Raw genomic sequence first — 15,521 nt, forward strand, 5'->3', positions numbered from 1 at the left:
GTATGACCCGTCACGTTATACGTATTACCCCGGCTGGATCCGGGCGGAAGGGGGCGGTCATGGCCGCGGGATACGCGGAGCTGCTCAGGACCCGGCACGCGGCGAGGCTGCTCGTGGGCACGCTGATAGGCCGGCTGCCCAACGGCACCGCCCCGATCGCCATCGTCCTGTTCACCCGGGCCGAGGGCGGCAGCTACAGCCTCGCGGGTGCGCTGGCCGCGGTGTACGGCGTGGCGAACGCGGTCGGGCAGCCGTTGCTGGGTCGGGCCGTGGACCTCTTCGGGCAGCCGCGGATCCAGTTGCCGGCCGCGTTGGTCTCGGCGCTCGGCATGGTCTGGCTGGCGCTGGCGGGCACCGGTTCGGCCCTTTCGGCGTACGCCGCCGTGGTGGTGGCGGGGCTGTTCACGCCGCCGCTGGAGGGTGGGCTTCGGGCCCTGTGGCCGGGGGTGCTGGGCGGCAAGGAGGAGCGGGTGCACGCCGCGTACGCGATGGACGCGGTGGCGCAGGAGGTCATGTTCACGGTCGGTCCGCTGATGGTGACCCTGTTCGTCGCCCTGTGGGACCCGGCCGTGGCGCTGTTGGTGATCAATGCGATCGGGGTGCTGGGTGCGCTGTCGGTCGTGGTGAGCGAGCCGTCGCGGAGCTGGCGCTCCGCGCCGCGGGAGGCGCACTGGTTGGGTGCGCTGCGTTCGCGGGGGCTGCTGGCGCTGCTGGGCGCGTTCTTCTTCGTGGGGACGGCGCTCGGTTCGATCACGGTGGCGGGGGTGGCGTACGCCGACGAGCACGGCGGCCAGGCGGTGTACGGCTGGCTGATGGCGGCGCTGGGGCTGGGCGCGCTGATCGGTGGCGTGGTCTACGGGGCGCGGCACTGGGCGGGGGCGCCGGAGCGGCGGCTGCGGGTGTTGGTGGCGTTGTTGGCGGTCTGCTACCTGCCGCTCATGTGGGTGCCGGGTGTGGTGGCGATGACGGTGTTGGCGGCGTTGGCCGGGGTGTTCCTGGCGCCGGCCATCGCGTGCGCGTTCATCGTGGTGGACCGGCACGCGCCGTCGGGCACGGTCACCGAGGCGTTCTCCTGGTTGGTGACGTTCTTCGGGGTGGGTGCGGCGATGGGTACGGCGGCCGCGGGTCCGGCGGTGGAGCTGGGTGGTACGGCGTCCGGTTTCGCGGTGGCGAGCGTGGGTGGGGCGGCGGCGCTGCTGGTGCTGACGTTGACTCAGCGTGCGCTGTCGGGGCGGTCGACGGGCGTGTCCGAGAGGGCTTCTGACGGGGCATCGGAGGAAAATGATCGGAACGCCGCTCTCGAACCCGGTTTCAGAACACAGCAGAAGGCGTAATGTTCAGTCATGGACCGCCGCATTTTCGGGCTGGAGAACGAGTACGGCGTCACGTGCACGTTCAGGGGACAGCGCCGACTGTCTCCTGACGAAGTGGCGCGCTACCTCTTCCGCCGTGTCGTCTCATGGGGCCGCAGCAGCAATGTCTTCCTGCGGAACGGCGCCCGCCTGTACCTCGATGTGGGTTCGCATCCGGAATATGCAACTCCCGAATGCGACAACGTGACCGAGTTGGTCACCCACGACAAGGCCGGCGAGCGCATTCTCGAAGGTCTGCTCGTCGACGCCGAACGCCGCCTGCACGAGGAGGGAATCGCGGGCGACGTCTACCTCTTCAAGAACAACACCGACTCGGCGGGCAATTCGTACGGTTGCCACGAGAACTACCTGGTGGCCCGGCACGGAGAATTCTCCCGCCTGGCGGACATCCTCATTCCCTTCCTCGTCACGCGCCAGCTGATCTGTGGCGCGGGCAAGGTGCTGCAGACCCCCCGGGGCGCGGTCTACTGCGTGAGCCAGCGGGCCGAGCACATCTGGGAGGGCGTGAGCTCCGCGACGACCCGGTCGCGGCCCATCATCAACACCAGGGACGAGCCGCACGCGGACGCCGAGCGTTACCGGCGCCTGCACGTCATCGTCGGTGACTCGAACATGTCCGAGACGACCATGCTGCTGAAGGTCGGCGCGACCGATCTGGTGCTGCGCATGATCGAGGCGGGCACGGTGATGCGCGATCTGACCCTGGAGAACCCGATCCGGGCGATCCGCGAGGTCAGCCACGACATCACGGGTCAGCGCAAGGTGCGCCTGGCGAGCGGTCGGGAGGCCTCGGCGCTGGAGATCCAGCGCGAGTACTACGACAAGGCCGTGGACTTCGCCGAGCGCCGGGGGATCCGGACGGGGGTCGTGGACCAGGTCCTGGAGCTGTGGGGCCGCACGCTGGACGCGATCGACGCCGAGGACCTGGACCGGATCGGCACGGAGATCGACTGGGTCATGAAGTACCAGTTGATCGAGCGGTACCGGGCCAAGCACAACATGACCATGTCGAACCCGCGGGTCGCGCAGATCGACCTCGCCTACCACGACATCCACCGCCGGCGGGGTCTGTACTACCTGCTGGAGCGCAAGGGGCAGGCGGCGCGGATCTGCAACGACCTGAAGATCTTCGAGGGCAAGTCGGTGCCCCCGCAGACCACGCGGGCGCGCCTGCGCGGTGATTTCATCCGGCGGGCGCAGGAGCAGCGGCGGGACTTCACGGTCGACTGGGTGCACCTGAAGTTGAACGACCAGGCGCAGCGCACCGTGCTGTGCAAGGACCCCTTCCGGTCGGTGGACGACCGGGTGGAGAAGCTCATCGCCGGGATGTGACCGGGTTCCCGCCGGTGGTGGAACGCGCGGCGGGATCTTGGAGTGGCAGATCTCACGGGCCCCGTACGTCTCTCGTACGGGGCCCGGTGCACGCCTTAGAGTTGGCGGCGACCGATGTGCCGTCTGAGATCTGAGGAACACGTGCGCCGAATTGCCGGCCTGCTTGTCGTCCCCCTTCTGCTGCTGTCGACAGCGGCCTGTGGTGGCGGCGACGACAAGGGCTCCGACTCCGCCCAGATGAAGAACGGGGTGCCCTCGATCACGAAGGGCGCCAAGTTCGGCGAGGAACCCACCGTCTCGAAGGGCAAGGGTGACCCGCCCAAGGAGCTGAAGGTGGAGGTGCTCAGCGAGGGCAGCGGCCCGGCGCTGAAGAAGGGTGACGCGGCGCAGGTGAACTACCTGGGTCAGGTCTGGGACGGCAGCGAGCCGTTCGACAAGAGCTTCGGGCGTCCGGCTCCCTTCGACCTCACCATCGGTGCGGGCGCGGTCATCAAGGGCTGGGACCAGGGCCTGGAGGGCAAGAAGGTCGGCAGCCGCGTGGAGCTGGTGATCCCGCCGGAGCTCGGTTACGGCAAGGAGGGCTCCGGCGACAAGATCAAGCCGAACGCGACGCTCGTCTTCGTCGTCGACATCGTCAAGGGCACGTCCATCCCGGCTTCGGCCAAGGGCAAGGAGGTCCCCCAGGAGGACAAGGACCTGCCCAAGATCGGCACGAACACGGACGGCAAGGAGGTGTCGGTCGCGGTTCCCAAGGACGCGACCCCGCCGGCCAAGCTGGTCTCGAACTACGTGCTGGAGGGTGACGGCGCCGTCGTGAAGGAGTCCGACAGCGTGGTGGTCCGGTTCAACGGCAAGACGTGGAAGGACGACAAGACCTTCGAAAGCACGTACGCCACGGACTCGTCGGTGACCTGGCCGCTGTCGCAGATGTCGGTCAAGGGCCTCAAGGACGGCATCGTCGGCAAGAAGCTCGGCAGCCGCGTCCTGCTGGTCATCCCGCCGGCCGACGGCTTCGGTGACAAGGAGCAGGGCACCATCCCCGCGAACTCGACGCTGGTCTTCAGCCTCGACATCCTCGCCGTGATGTAAGACTTGTCCGGTTGCCCTCCCGGCTCCCGCTGGGAGGGACCCCTTTTTTGTCCGTACGTATGAGGAGCAGTTCCGTGAGCGACAAGCTCGAGAAGCCCGAGATCGACTTCCCCGAAGGCGACGTCCCGACCGACCTCGTGATCGAGGACGTCTGGCTGGGCGACGGGGCCGAGGCCAAGGTGGGCTCCAAGATCCGCGTCCACTACGTGGGCGTCGCCTTCTCCACCGGCGAGGAGTTCGACTCCTCGTGGAGCCGCAACGAGCCGCTTCCCTTCACCCTCGGCATCGGTCAGGTCATCCAGGGCTGGGACAAGGGCGTCCAGGGCATGAAGGTCGGCGGGCGTCGCAAGCTGACGATCCCGGCGCACCTCGCCTACGGCGACCGTGGCGCGGGTGCGGCGATCGCCCCGGGCGAGACGCTGATCTTCGTGTGCGACCTGATGGCCGCCTGATCCACCGGTCTTCACCGTGAGGGGCCCCCGCCGTACGGCGGGGGCCCCTCACTTGTGCGTTCGCTTTTGCCGACGGGGCCCAGGACGGTACGGTCAACGGTCACGAGTGTGTCGTGGGAGATCGGGGGGATGGGCGTCGATGGCGATTGCCAAGGCCGAGCGGTTGATGAACCTGGCGCTGTGTCTGTTGGGGACCCGCCGGCCGCTCAGCAAGCGCGAGTTGCGCGGGTCCATCGAGGCCTATCTGGAAGCCGGCAACGACGAATCCTTCAACCGGATGTTCGAGCGGGACAAGGACGACCTGCGCGAGCTGGGGCTGGTCATCGAGACCGTCGAGAGCCTCGACGGGGACATCGGCTACATGGCGCGCCGGGACAGCAACCGGCTGCCCGCGGTCTCCTTGGACGCGGAGGAGGCCGCCGCGTTGGGCGTGGCCGCCAAGGTGTGGCAGCAGGCGCGGCTGGCGGGTGCGGCCAGTGGCGCCCTGCAGAAGCTGCGGGCCGGGGGCATGCCGGAGGCGGGGGATCCGTACGACGGTCAGCACAGTGCGATCGAGCCGCGCATCCCGGTCCACGAGGCGGCCTTCGAGCCGTTGATGTTGGCGTGCCGGGACCGGCGCCCGGTGGTCTTCGACTACCGCAAGTCCAATGCGGCGCACCCGGCGACCCGGCAGGTCGAGCCGTGGGCGCTGGAGTGCTGGCGGGGCCACTGGTACCTGGCCGGTTTCGACCGGGACCGCGGCGCGGAGCGGGTGTTCCGGCTCTCCCGGATCACCGGCAAGGTGCGCTCGCGGGCCGGGCAGTACACGGCCGGGGTGCCGGACGTGGTGACCGTGCGCGAGACGGTGGCGAGCTGGGCCGGGGACACCGCGGACCGTTCGGCGCTGATCCGGCTGCGGGCGGGTGCGGGTTATCCGCTGCGGGCCCGGGCGACGGCCGTGCGCGAGGGCGCCGACGGCTGGGACGAGTTGGAGATCCCGTACGGTCACGGACTGGATGCCTGGCTCGTGGAGTTCGGGCCGGACGTGGTGGTGGTGGAGCCCGCGGACCTGCGGGCCGACGTGGTGGACCGGCTGCGCGCCGTGGCCAAAGGCTGAGGGGAACACGTAGCGGCATGGCTGCCAATGCCATTGACCAGACCCGACGGATGTTGTCGCTGGTGACGTACTTGCGCGAGCGCCCCGGGGCGCACGTGGCGGACGTCGCGCGCGCCTTCGGGATCACCGAGGACGAGCTGATCTCGGACCTCGACGTGCTGCCCATGTGCGGGACGAGTTTCCGCGGCGGGGACCTGCTGGACATCGACACCGACGGCGAGCGCATCTGGTGGCGCAACCCCGACGCGTCGGGGGAGTCGACGGCCGAGCCGCTGCGGCTGGCCGCCGACGAGGCCACGGCCCTGTTGGTGGCCGCGCGGGCGGTCGCCACGCTGCCGGGGCTGCGCGAGAGCGACCGCGAGGCGCTGCTGCGGGCGACCGCGAAGCTGGAGGCCGCGGCGGGCGAGGCGGCCGGGGCGAGCTCGCGGCTGTCGGTGACCTTCGAGTCGGAGGGCGGGGTCTTCGCGGACGTCGACCGGGCGATCGCCGAGCGCCGTCGGGTGTGGCTGCGGTACTACTCGCCGGCCCGCGACGAGCTGACCGAGCGCACGGTGGACCCGATCCGGTTGTTCGCGGTGGGGCACACCTACATGGAGGGGTGGTGCCACCTCTCCGAGGCGAGGCGCACCTTCCGGCTCGACCGGGTCGCGGAGATCCGGTTGCTGGACGAGCGGGCCGACCCGCCGGCGATCGAACCGCGCGACCTGTCGGTGGGGCTCGTACAGCCGGCGGCGGGGGACCCGGAGGTCGTCATCGAGGTGGGGCCCGGCGGCCGCTGGGTCGCCGAGTACTACCCGCACGACAGTGCGCAGGAGCTGGCGGACGGGGGGCTGCGGATCACCCTGCGCACCCCGGATCCGGCGTCGCTGCGCCGGCTGGGACTGCGGCTGGGTGGGGACGGTCGGATCGTGTCGCCGACCGAGCTGTCGGACAGTGCGCGCCGGGCGGCGCGCGAGGCATTGGCCGGGTACGGAGAAGAGGTCTGAGGACCGCGACCGAGGGGGACCGCCGCACGATGTCAGTCATCACCACGCCCGACACCGCCGCGCCCGGTGGGGAGGCGGTCAGCTTCAAGGCCGCCTGTCCCGACTGCCGGGGTCGCTTCGAGCTGACCGCGGGGGCGCTCCGGCTGGCCATCGGGGGCAGCCGCCGCACCACCTTCTACTCCTTCACCTGCCCGGAGTGCGGGGCGGCGGTGCGCAAGCACGCCGGGGAGCGGATCATCGAGCTGTTGACCGGCGGCGGTGTGAGCACGCTGCGCAGCGTGTAGACAGCGGTGCGCGGTCCCCGCGGGGAGGGTGCGGGCGCAGGCGTTCCGCTCGACGGTCGCTGGACGTCCCGTCGTGTGTGGCCGGGCGCCGCGCCCTGCCCGTACCGGCGGCGGGGGCAGGCGCTAGGCTCGGCGCATGCTGTGGCCGATGCTCGCAATTGTCCTGGGTTTCCTCGGGGTCGCCGTCCTGGCCGTCCTCGCCGTGCGGGTGTTCGTCGAGGTCCGCAGGCTGTCCGGACAGGTCGCCGAGGCGAGCCGCCGGATCGCGGACGCGTCGGGCGAACTGGAGCGGGCGAGCGTCGATCTGGCCCGTGCGGGCGGCGGCGCGCACTAGACGCGCGCAATCACGGGGGCGCCGGGGGATTGCCGGGCGTTCACCCCTGGGGGTTACGATCCTTGTCAGAGCGGTTTCCGGATTCCTGTCCCGGACCACCGCGTCCTTACGACCAGCCGCTTCGGTGAGAAGGAAGTCAGACATGATCGGCAATCTGAAGCCTCTTGAGATCCTCCTGATCATCGCCGTGATCTTCCTGCTGTTCGGCGCCAAGAAGCTCCCGGACATGGCCCGCTCGCTGGGCAAGTCCGCCCGCATCCTCAAGAGCGAGGCCAAGGCGATGAAGAAGGACGGCGAGGCCGAGGACGCCGCGGCGGCCGCTGCCGCGCCCGCCGCTCCCGCGGACCAGGCTCCGCAGGCCGCCCCGCGCACCATCCAGGCCGCGCCCGGTGACGTCACGAGCGCGCGTCCGGTCAGCGAGCCGAACCGCTCCACCCAGGCCTGACCCCCACCGGTCGCGCCAGTCATCTGCAACGAGCCAAGGGACCTGGGTTGCTCAAGTCTGCCCGAAAGCAGGAGAAGCGGGAGAAGGACGCCGAAGGGCGGATGCCTCTCATCGAGCACCTGCGTGAGCTGAGAAACCGCCTGCTCAAGACGGTCGTGGCGATCCTCGTGATCACCATCGTGGCGGCTTTCTACTACAAGAACCTGATCGACTTCATGCTGAAGCCGATGCTGGATTCGGTGGGCTGCACCAACGGAGTGGTCTCGCAGCGCAACGGCCGGCCCTGTGCCGACATGACCGTGAACGGCCTCATCGCGCCGTTCTCGATCGCCTTGAAGGTCTCGCTCACCGCGGGCATCGTGCTCTCCGCCCCGGTCTGGCTCTACCAGCTCTGGGCCTTCATCGCGCCGGGCCTGCACAACCACGAGAAGCGGTACGCGATCGGCTTCGTGGCCATCGGCGCCCCGCTCTTCGGCGCGGGCGCGGTGCTCGCGTACAAGATCCTGCCGCAGACCGCGCAGATCCTGCTGGAATTCACTCCCGACAACGCGCGCAACCTGCTGCCCGTCGATGACTACCTCGACCTGGTCACGCGCATGGTCGTCGTCTTCGGTCTGGCCTTCGAGCTGCCGCTGCTGCTGATCCTTTTGAACGTCACCGGGGTGCTGACCGCCAAGCGGCTGGCCAGCTGGTGGCGGATCATGGTCCTCGGCATCACGATCTTCGCGGCGTTCGCGACGCCCACCGGCGATCCGCTCACGATGATGTCGCTCGCGGCGCCGATCATCGCGCTCTACTTCATCGCGCTCGGCATCTGCCTGATGAACGACCGCCGGCGCAAGCGCAAGAACCCCGACGCCGACCTCGACGACGACGAGGCGTCCGCGCTGGACCTCACCCCGGCGCCGGTCGGCTCGATCGACGAGGTCGCGGCGCCCACGGCGCTGCCCGGCCAGGCCGACGGCGGACGCCAGCGGATCAACGGTTTCGACGACGCCACCTGACAGGTAGATTCCGCGGGGTGAGTGCAGAGATCACCCTCTTCGTCAATCCCACCGCCGGACGCGGCCGGGGCGCGCACGCCGCGCAGCCGGCCGCTTCCGCGCTCCGGGAGGCAGGTTTCTCCGTGCGGACGGTCGTCGGCACGGACGCCGCGGACGCGCTGGTGCGGCTGCGCGCGGCCGTCCGTGAGGGCACCGGAGCGGTGATCGCGGTCGGTGGGGACGGGATGGTCTCGCTGGCCCTGCAGGCCGTGGCGGGCACGCTGGTGCCGCTCGGTGTGGTCGCGGTGGGCACCGGCAACGACTTCGCGCGGGCGCTGGGGCTGCCCGTGCGGGAGCCGGCGGCGGCCGGACGGCTGGCGGCCCGGGTCCTCAAGGAGGGCCGGTTCCGCGAGATCGACCTCGGGCGGGTGGCCGGCAGCTGGTACGGGACCGTGCTCTGCTCCGGCTTCGACTCGCGGGTCAACGACCGGGGCAACCGGATGCGCTGGCCGGTGGGGCGCTTCAAGTACGACCTGGCGATCCTCGCCGAGCTGGCCGCCTTCCGGCCCTTCCCCTACCGGATCACCCTGGACGACGGTCCGGTCATCGAGACCGAGGCCACGCTGGTCGCCGTCGGCAACGGGTCCTCCTACGGCGGCGGGATGCGTATCTGCCCGGACGCCCGGCCCGACGACGGGCTCTTCGACGTCACCGTGGTCGGGGACTGCTCCCGGGCCACCTTGCTGAAGGTCTTCCCGCAGGTCTACAAGGGGACGCACACCGGCCACCCGAAGGTGAGCGTGCACCGGGCCGCGAAGGTCACCCTGGAGGCCGTCGGGCTCACCGCCTACGCGGACGGGGAGCCGGTGGGGCCGCTGCCCGTGACCGCCGAGTGCGTGCCCGCTGCGCTGCGGCTCCTGTCATAAAGATCGCGCTTGTTGTCAGAGGGGGCGGGTAGGCTCGACGACAAGATGACCGAGGAACTTTCCCCCGCCGACGCGTACGCCGCGTTCCGCCGCCGCGCCGCCGAAGAAGCCATGGCCCTGCACCCCTTCCGGGAGATGTACGAGTTCGATCTGGATCCCTTCCAGATCGAAGCGTGCAAGGCCCTGGAGTCCGGAAAGGGCGTGCTCGTGGCCGCCCCCACGGGCTCGGGCAAGACCATCGTCGGCGAGTTCGCCGTCCACCTGGCACTGCTCCAGGGCAAGAAGTGCTTCTACACCACGCCGATCAAGGCCCTGTCGAACCAGAAGTACGCCGACCTCGCCAAGCGCTACGGCGCGGCGAAGGTGGGTCTGCTGACCGGTGACAACAGCGTCAACGCCGATGCGCCGGTGGTCGTGATGACCACCGAGGTACTGCGCAACATGCTGTATGCGAAGTCCCCCGCATTGACCGGTCTCGGCTACGTCGTCATGGACGAGGTGCACTACCTTTCCGACCGGTTCCGCGGAGCCGTCTGGGAGGAAGTGATCATCCACCTCCCCGAGTCGGTCACCCTCGTGTCGCTGTCGGCGACCGTGTCCAACGCGGAGGAGTTCGGCGACTGGCTGGACACCGTCCGCGGTGACACCGAGGTGATCGTCTCCGAGGAGCGGCCCGTTCCGCTGTGGCAGCACGTCATGGCCGGCCGCCGGATCCACGACCTCTTCGAGGAGGAGAGCGACCACGGCGGCCGCGGCAGCGCGCGCCGCGAGGTCAATCCCGACCTGCTGCGCATGGCGCGGGAGGAGAACACCCGCTCGTACAACCCGAAGGACCGCCGGCGCGGCAAGATGGTCCGCGAGGCCGACCGCGAGCGCGAGCGCCGCTCCCGCAACCGGATCTGGACGCCCGGCCGCCCCGAGGTCATCGAGCGCCTGGACAACGAGGGCCTGCTCCCGGCCATCACCTTCATCTTCAGCCGCGCCGGCTGCGAGGCCGCCGTCCAGCAGTGCCTGTATGCCGGGCTGCGCCTGAACGACGACGCCAAGCGCGCCCGGGTCCGGGAGATCGTCGAGGAGCGCACCGCCTCGATCCCGACCGAGGACCTGCACGTCCTCGGCTACTACGAGTGGCTCGAAGGGCTGGAGCGGGGCATCGCCGCGCACCACGCCGGAATGCTGCCGACCTTCAAGGAGGTCGTGGAGGAACTCTTCGTCCGCGGCCTGGTCAAGGCCGTCTTCGCCACGGAGACCCTGGCGCTGGGCATCAACATGCCCGCGCGCACGGTGATCCTGGAGAAGCTGGTCAAGTGGAACGGTGAGCAGCACGCCGACATCACCCCCGGCGAGTACACGCAGCTCACCGGCCGGGCCGGGCGCCGCGGCATCGACGTCGAGGGTCACGCAGTGGTGCTGTGGCAGCGCGCGATGGACCCGGCGGCCCTCGCGGGCCTGGCCGGTACCCGTACGTATCCGCTGCGCTCCAGCTTCAAGCCCTCGTACAACATGGCCGTGAACCTGGTCCAGATGTTCGGGCGGCACCGCTCGCGCGAGCTGCTGGAGACCTCCTTCGCGCAGTTCCAGGCGGACCGCTCGGTCGTCGGCATCTCCAAGCAGGTGCAGCGCAACGAGGAGGGCCTGGAGGGCTACACCGAGGGCATGACCTGTCACCTCGGGAACTTCGAGGAGTACGCGCAGCTGCGCCGCGACCTCAAGGACCGCGAGACGGACCTGGCCAAGCAGGGCGCCTCCCAGCGCCGGGCCCAGGCGGCCGGTTCGCTGGAGAAGCTCAAGCCGGGCGACATCATCCACGTGCCGACCGGCAAGTTCGCCGGGCTCGCGCTGGTCCTGGACCCCGGTGTGCCCGCGGGGCGCTCCAACGGGCACCGCGGCCAGGAGTACACCGAGGGCCCGCGCCCGCTGGTGCTCACGGCGGAGCGGCAGGTCAAGCGGCTCGCCGCGATCGACTTCCCGGTGCCGGTCGAGCCCATCGAGCGGATGCGGATCCCCAAATCGTTCAACGCGCGCTCCCCGCAATCGCGCCGCGACCTCGCCTCCCAGCTGCGCGTCAAGGCGGGGCACATCGCGCCGGAGCGGTCCCGGCGGGGTCGGGCCGAGGCGGCGGACGACCGGGAGATCGCCCGGCTGCGCGCCGCGCTGCGCGCGCACCCGTGCCACGGGTGCGACGAGCGCGAGGACCACGCGCGTTGGGCGGAGCGCTACCACCGGCTGAAGCGGGACACCCAGCAGTTGGAGCGCCGGATCGAGGGGCGGACCAACACCATCGCCCGCACCTTCGACCGCATCCACGCGCTGCTGACGGAGCTGGACTACCTGCGCGAGGACGAGGTCACCGCGCACGGCCGGCGCCTGGCCCGGCTGTACGGCGAGTTGGACCTGCTGGCCTCGGAGTGCCTGCGGGCCGGGATCTGGGAGGGCCTGAGCCCTGCCGAACTGGCCGCGTGCGTCTCGGCGTTGGTGTTCGAGGCGCGGCAGTCCGACGATGCGGTGGCGCCGAAGGTGCCGCCGGGTGCGGCGACGGGCGCGCTGGCGGAGATGGTGCGGATCTGGGGCAGGCTCGACGCGCTGGAGGAGGAGCACCGGATCAACCAGGCGGAGGGCGTGGGTCAGCGCGAGCCGGACCTCGGTTTCGCGTGGGCGGTGTACCAGTGGGCCTCCGACAAGAGCCTCGACGAGGTGCTGCGCGAGGCCGGGATGCCCGCCGGGGACTTCGTGCGCTGGTGCAAGCAGGTCATCGACGTGCTCGGCCAGGTCGCGGCGGCCGCCCCGGCCAACTCCGGTGGCGGGACCAGCACGGTGGCGCGAAATGCCCGTAAGGCCGTGGACGCCCTGTTGCGGGGTGTAGTGGCCTACAGTTCGGTCGGCTAGCCGCTTTTGGGGCTTCCTCCGAAAGCGGGCATGGCTTGATCTGATCTCTTGCCATGATCCTTTCTCCGTGCGCTGTGCGACGATCTGCGCATGAGTGGGGCAGTGGGCGAAGGAGCGAGACGGGTCGGTCGGCCACGTGCCGATCAGCGAAGACCGGACAGTGGGCGGCCGCCGCGCGAGGAACTCCTCGGCGCGGCGGCGGAGCTGTTCACGGTCCGCGGGTACGCGGCCACCACCACACGGGCGGTGGCCGAACTGGCCGGTATGCGCCAGGCGACGATGTACCACTACTTCGGCGGCAAGGAAGAACTCCTCGCCGAACTCCTGGAGTCCACGGTGGCCCCCTCGCTGGTCCTGGCCAGGAGGCTGCTCGCCGCCGCGGACCTGAGCGCCGAACGCAGGCTGTGGGAGCTGTGCCGCTCCGACGTCATGCTGTTGTGCGGCGGGCCGCACAACCTGGGCGCGCTCTACCTGCTGCCCGAGGTCGGCGGCGGTGAGCGGCTCGCCCGCTTCCGCCAGATGCGCGCCGAACTGCGCGAGGTCTACCGCGTGTTGCTGCGCGGTACGGACGCGGGCGCCGAACTGGCGCGCGACGCGGCGGGGTTGGCCCTGCGCAACGACCTGGTCTTCGGTCTGATAGAGGGCGTGATGCTCATCCACCGCTCCGATCCGGGTCGACCCGTCGAGTCCGTCGCGACGGCCACGGCGGACGCCGCCCTGCGGATCGCGGGCGTGCCGCACACCCCCTAGGCCGCCCAGGCCTCGTAGTCGTCCCAGGCCCCCAGCGTGCGCGCGCTCTCGAAGCGGTGCGCGAGCCCGGTGACCGGGTCGGTGAACGACAGGACGCGGGCCAGGAGTTGCAGCGGGCGGCGGTAGTCGTCGGGGGCCGGATCGCCGACCTCCGGGTAGACGGGGTCGCCGAGGATCGGGGCGCCCAGGCCATTCATGTGGACGCGGAGCTGATGGGTGCGCCCGGTGTGCGGGGTCAGCCGGTAGCGCCCCAGGGCGCCGCGGTGCTCGATGAGCTCGACCAGGGTCTCGGCATTGGGCACGCCGCCCGGGACCTGGATCGCGGCCATCGTCCCGCGGGTCTTCTCGATCCGGCTGCGCACGGTGCGGGGCAGGTCGAGCGCCGGGTCGTAGGGCGCGACGGCCTCGTACTCCTTGTGCACGCGCCGGTCCTGGAAGAGGAGTTGGTAGGCCCCGCGGTCCTCGGGCCGGATGCTGAACATGAGCAGCCCCGCCGTCAGCCGGTCCAGTCGGTGCGCCGGGCTGAGCGCGGGCAGCTCCAGGCGGTGGCGCAGCAGGGCGAGCGCGGTCTGGGTGACGTGGCTGCCGCGCGGGGTGGTGGCCAGGAAGTGCGGCTTGTCCACGACGAGCAGGTGCGCGTCCCGGTACAGGACGCGGGGCGCGGCGGGCGCCGGGTGCTCCGCGGGCAGGTCGCGGTGGAACCACAGGAAGGCGTCCCGCTCGTACGGGTCGTCCGCGCGGCGGGGCCGCCCGTCGGAGCCGTACACCCGGCCCGCGCCCAGCAGCCGCGCCATCGGCTCGGCGCCCGCCGTGCCCGCGTAGTGGGCTTCGAGGAAGGCGCCGATGGTGGGGTGCGGGGTGTCCCGGTGCATCAGGAGCCGGACGGGGTCGATGCCGTGGAGCTGGGGCAGTGGGGCGGGGGGCTGGGCTCTGCTTCTCATCGGGACCAGCGTATGCGGCCCGGTGGCGTCACCCGGCGCGGGTGAAGGTCCCCAGGTGTCCGGGCCCGGCGTCCAGGTACTCGACGCGGACCTTGCCGTCGGTGAAGGTCACCCCGGTGCGGCCGGCCGCGTTCTCGCCGGCGGTCTCGAAGCTGAAGGTGTCGCCGTCGTAGTGGGTCAGCGGGAAGCGCAGCGGCTTCGGGCCGAGCGAGAGCGTCAGGCCCCGGCCGGCCGGGGCGCCGGCTTCGGCGCTCACGGTGAGCCTGCCGTAGTAGGGGCTCTCGTAGGTGCCGGTGTACGCGCCGTCCTCGCGGGCGGGCTTCGCACCGGTGGGCGGGTGGGCGTAGTCGGTGGGCGAGCGCGGGGCTTCGTCCGACCGGGCGTAGACCGAGGCGTAGAGCGCCAGCCAGTCGGCGGTGGGCTTGCCGTGCTCGGCGGTGTCGAAGAAGTCGGCGGCGGTGGCGTCGGCCATGCCCACGGGCGCGCCGTTGGTCAGGACGACGATGGCCAGCTGTTCCAGGGGCAGCATCGTGACGTTGGTGTTGGCGCCGAGGGCGAAGGCGCCGGAGTGGCTCAGGCGCAGGCGGCCCGCGTCGTCGTAGGACACGTTCCAGCCCAGTCCGTAGAAACCGGTGCGCCCGGTGGGGGTGGCGGGCGGCGAGGAGACGATCTCGGGCAGGTGGGTCCGGGCCAGGGTGCCCGCCGGGACGATCCGGTGGCCGTCGAGGGTGCCCCCGGAGAGTTGGAGCCGCAACCAGCGGCTCAGGTCGCGGGCGGTGGAACTCACCCCGCCGGCGGCGGCCTGTGCGTCGGGATCGCGGACGTAGCGCGGGCTCCAGCTGCCGTCGGCGTTCTTGACGTGCGTCGCGGCGCGGTCCGGGGCGTCCTCGTAGGCCTTGAAGGTGGTCGAGGTGTGCGTCATCCCGGCGGGTTTGAAGAGGGTGTCCTGGCTCAGCTTCTCCCAGCTGACGCCCTTGGCGCGGGCGACGGCCTCGGCCGCGGCCGTCAGGCCGAGGTTGGTGTAGGCGTAGCTCGCGCGGAAGGGGGCGAGGGGCTCCTCGCGGAGGTGGCCGAGGATGTACGCCTGGTCGTAGCCGAGGTCTTCGAGGAGGTCTCCGGCGTGGTCGGGCAGGCCGCTGCGGTGGGAGAAGAGGTCGGCGGTGGTGACGTGGTCCGTGACCCAGGGGTCCTTCAGCGCGAAGCCGGGCAGCTCCACGTGGCGGTCCCAGTCGGCCGGGTCGGCGAGGGCGCCCGCGACGACCGTCGAGGAGACCGGCTTGGAGACCGAGGCGATCTGGAAGACGGTGTCGGGGTCGACCTTCGCGGGATCGCCGGTCCTGCGGACACCGAATCCCTTGAGGTAGACGACCTTGTCGTGGCGGACCACGGCGACGGAGACCCCGGGGACGCCGGTGCGGCGCATCAGGGCGGTGATGGTCGCGTCGAGGCCGGCCACGGCCTTGTCGACCTGGGCGTCGGTGAGGGAGGGCTTCGGCTGCGGGGGGCCGGTGGCGGCCTCGGCCGCCGTCGCGGTGGTGGCGGTCGCGGTGGTGGTGAGGGTCGTGGCCAGGAGCAGGGCGGCTCCTGCGGCGCCGAGGGTTCGGGCGCGGGTGCGTTCGCTGCGCATGGCCCCATTGTCCTGCG

At 71.0% G+C, this 15,521-nt stretch carries 15 protein-coding genes; 13 read left to right on the forward strand and 2 right to left on the reverse strand.

Annotation, left to right across the window (positions count from 1 at the left end):
• Nucleotides 1-59 precede the first annotated feature (59 nt).
• The 13 genes from ACIBEA_RS18175 (at nt 60) to ACIBEA_RS18235 (ending at nt 12,936) form a co-directional block, all read left to right on the forward strand.
• The gene (locus ACIBEA_RS18175) at nt 60-1,334 is read left to right on the forward strand and encodes an MFS transporter (RefSeq protein WP_399262001.1); all 1,275 of its coding nucleotides are present in this window, start codon (nt 60-62) and stop codon (nt 1,332-1,334) included.
• Nucleotides 1,335-1,343: 9 nt separating this feature from the next.
• A complete protein-coding gene (gene pafA, locus ACIBEA_RS18180) occupies nt 1,344-2,705 on the forward strand; it encodes a Pup--protein ligase (RefSeq protein ID WP_030016332.1) in 1,362 nt (453 codons plus the stop codon).
• A 141-nt stretch (nt 2,706-2,846) separates the two neighbouring features.
• Entirely contained in the window at nt 2,847-3,794 is a 948-nt protein-coding gene (locus tag ACIBEA_RS18185) for an FKBP-type peptidyl-prolyl cis-trans isomerase (protein WP_399262003.1), read from the forward strand.
• Nucleotides 3,795-3,853: 59 nt separating this feature from the next.
• Entirely contained in the window at nt 3,854-4,246 is a 393-nt protein-coding gene (locus tag ACIBEA_RS18190) for an FKBP-type peptidyl-prolyl cis-trans isomerase (RefSeq protein ID WP_399262005.1), read from the forward strand.
• Between the two features lie 139 nt (nt 4,247-4,385).
• Nucleotides 4,386-5,342 (forward strand): helix-turn-helix transcriptional regulator, encoded by a 957-nt coding sequence (locus ACIBEA_RS18195; protein ID WP_399262007.1) that lies wholly within the window; start codon nt 4,386-4,388, stop codon nt 5,340-5,342.
• Nucleotides 5,343-5,359: 17 nt separating this feature from the next.
• The gene (locus tag ACIBEA_RS18200) at nt 5,360-6,328 is read left to right on the forward strand and encodes a helix-turn-helix transcriptional regulator (protein WP_399262009.1); all 969 of its coding nucleotides are present in this window, start codon (nt 5,360-5,362) and stop codon (nt 6,326-6,328) included.
• 29 nt (nt 6,329-6,357) lie between these two features.
• Nucleotides 6,358-6,612, forward strand: a complete 255-nt coding sequence (locus tag ACIBEA_RS18205) for a hypothetical protein (RefSeq protein WP_399262011.1) — start codon at nt 6,358-6,360, stop codon at nt 6,610-6,612.
• A gap of 136 nt (nt 6,613-6,748) precedes the next feature.
• Nucleotides 6,749-6,946: a hypothetical protein gene (locus tag ACIBEA_RS18210; protein ID WP_399262013.1), complete on the forward strand. Its 198-nt coding sequence runs from the start codon at nt 6,749-6,751 to the stop codon at nt 6,944-6,946.
• A 142-nt stretch (nt 6,947-7,088) separates the two neighbouring features.
• Nucleotides 7,089-7,391, forward strand: coding sequence for a Sec-independent protein translocase subunit TatA (gene tatA / locus ACIBEA_RS18215; RefSeq protein ID WP_385783223.1), 303 nt, complete (start codon nt 7,089-7,091; stop codon nt 7,389-7,391).
• 47 nt (nt 7,392-7,438) lie between these two features.
• On the forward strand, nt 7,439-8,395 hold the full coding sequence (tatC, locus tag ACIBEA_RS18220) for a twin-arginine translocase subunit TatC (RefSeq protein ID WP_399262015.1): 957 nt from the start codon (nt 7,439-7,441) through the stop codon (nt 8,393-8,395).
• Between the two features lie 17 nt (nt 8,396-8,412).
• A complete protein-coding gene (locus tag ACIBEA_RS18225; RefSeq protein ID WP_399262017.1) occupies nt 8,413-9,300 on the forward strand; it encodes a diacylglycerol kinase in 888 nt (295 codons plus the stop codon).
• A 45-nt stretch (nt 9,301-9,345) separates the two neighbouring features.
• Nucleotides 9,346-12,186: a DEAD/DEAH box helicase gene (locus ACIBEA_RS18230; protein WP_399262019.1), complete on the forward strand. Its 2,841-nt coding sequence runs from the start codon at nt 9,346-9,348 to the stop codon at nt 12,184-12,186.
• Between the two features lie 90 nt (nt 12,187-12,276).
• Nucleotides 12,277-12,936 carry a helix-turn-helix domain-containing protein gene (locus ACIBEA_RS18235; RefSeq protein WP_399262021.1) on the forward strand — a complete coding sequence of 220 codons (660 nt, stop codon included), beginning with the start codon at nt 12,277-12,279 and terminating at the stop codon, nt 12,934-12,936.
• Here the strand turns inward: ACIBEA_RS18235 and ACIBEA_RS18240 are convergent.
• Nucleotides 12,933-13,877, reverse strand: coding sequence for a pseudouridine synthase (locus ACIBEA_RS18240; RefSeq protein ID WP_399262023.1), 945 nt, complete (start codon nt 13,875-13,877; stop codon nt 12,933-12,935). The two genes, ACIBEA_RS18235 and ACIBEA_RS18240, sit on opposite strands and share 4 nt — an antisense overlap.
• Nucleotides 13,878-13,905: 28 nt before the next feature.
• Nucleotides 13,906-15,504, reverse strand: a complete 1,599-nt coding sequence (locus tag ACIBEA_RS18245; protein ID WP_399262025.1) for a serine hydrolase — start codon at nt 15,502-15,504, stop codon at nt 13,906-13,908.
• Nucleotides 15,505-15,521 lie beyond the last annotated feature (17 nt).

This window comes from Streptomyces sp. NPDC051555, assembly GCF_044454405.1.
Classification (GTDB): domain Bacteria; phylum Actinomycetota; class Actinomycetes; order Streptomycetales; family Streptomycetaceae; genus Streptomyces.

What these genes read in the sequence shown, in the direction of transcription:
- ACIBEA_RS18175 (WP_399262001.1), top strand. Translation starts at nt 60, where the DNA reads ATGGCCGCGGGATACGCGGAGCTGCTCAGGACCCGGCACGCGGCGAGG.
- pafA (WP_030016332.1), top strand. Translation starts at nt 1,344, where the DNA reads ATGGACCGCCGCATTTTCGGGCTGGAGAACGAGTACGGCGTCACGTGC.
- ACIBEA_RS18190 (WP_399262005.1), top strand. Translation starts at nt 3,854, where the DNA reads ATGAGGAGCAGTTCCGTGAGCGACAAGCTCGAGAAGCCCGAGATCGAC.
- ACIBEA_RS18195 (WP_399262007.1), top strand. Translation starts at nt 4,386, where the DNA reads ATGGCGATTGCCAAGGCCGAGCGGTTGATGAACCTGGCGCTGTGTCTG.
- ACIBEA_RS18200 (WP_399262009.1), top strand. Translation starts at nt 5,360, where the DNA reads ATGGCTGCCAATGCCATTGACCAGACCCGACGGATGTTGTCGCTGGTG.
- ACIBEA_RS18205 (WP_399262011.1), top strand. Translation starts at nt 6,358, where the DNA reads ATGTCAGTCATCACCACGCCCGACACCGCCGCGCCCGGTGGGGAGGCG.
- ACIBEA_RS18210 (WP_399262013.1), top strand. Translation starts at nt 6,749, where the DNA reads ATGCTGTGGCCGATGCTCGCAATTGTCCTGGGTTTCCTCGGGGTCGCC.
- tatA (WP_385783223.1), top strand. Translation starts at nt 7,089, where the DNA reads ATGATCGGCAATCTGAAGCCTCTTGAGATCCTCCTGATCATCGCCGTG.
- ACIBEA_RS18230 (WP_399262019.1), top strand. Translation starts at nt 9,346, where the DNA reads ATGACCGAGGAACTTTCCCCCGCCGACGCGTACGCCGCGTTCCGCCGC.
- ACIBEA_RS18235 (WP_399262021.1), top strand. Translation starts at nt 12,277, where the DNA reads ATGAGTGGGGCAGTGGGCGAAGGAGCGAGACGGGTCGGTCGGCCACGT.
- ACIBEA_RS18240 (WP_399262023.1), bottom strand. Translation starts at nt 13,877, where the DNA reads ATGAGAAGCAGAGCCCAGCCCCCCGCCCCACTGCCCCAGCTCCACGGC.
- ACIBEA_RS18245 (WP_399262025.1), bottom strand. Translation starts at nt 15,504, where the DNA reads ATGCGCAGCGAACGCACCCGCGCCCGAACCCTCGGCGCCGCAGGAGCC.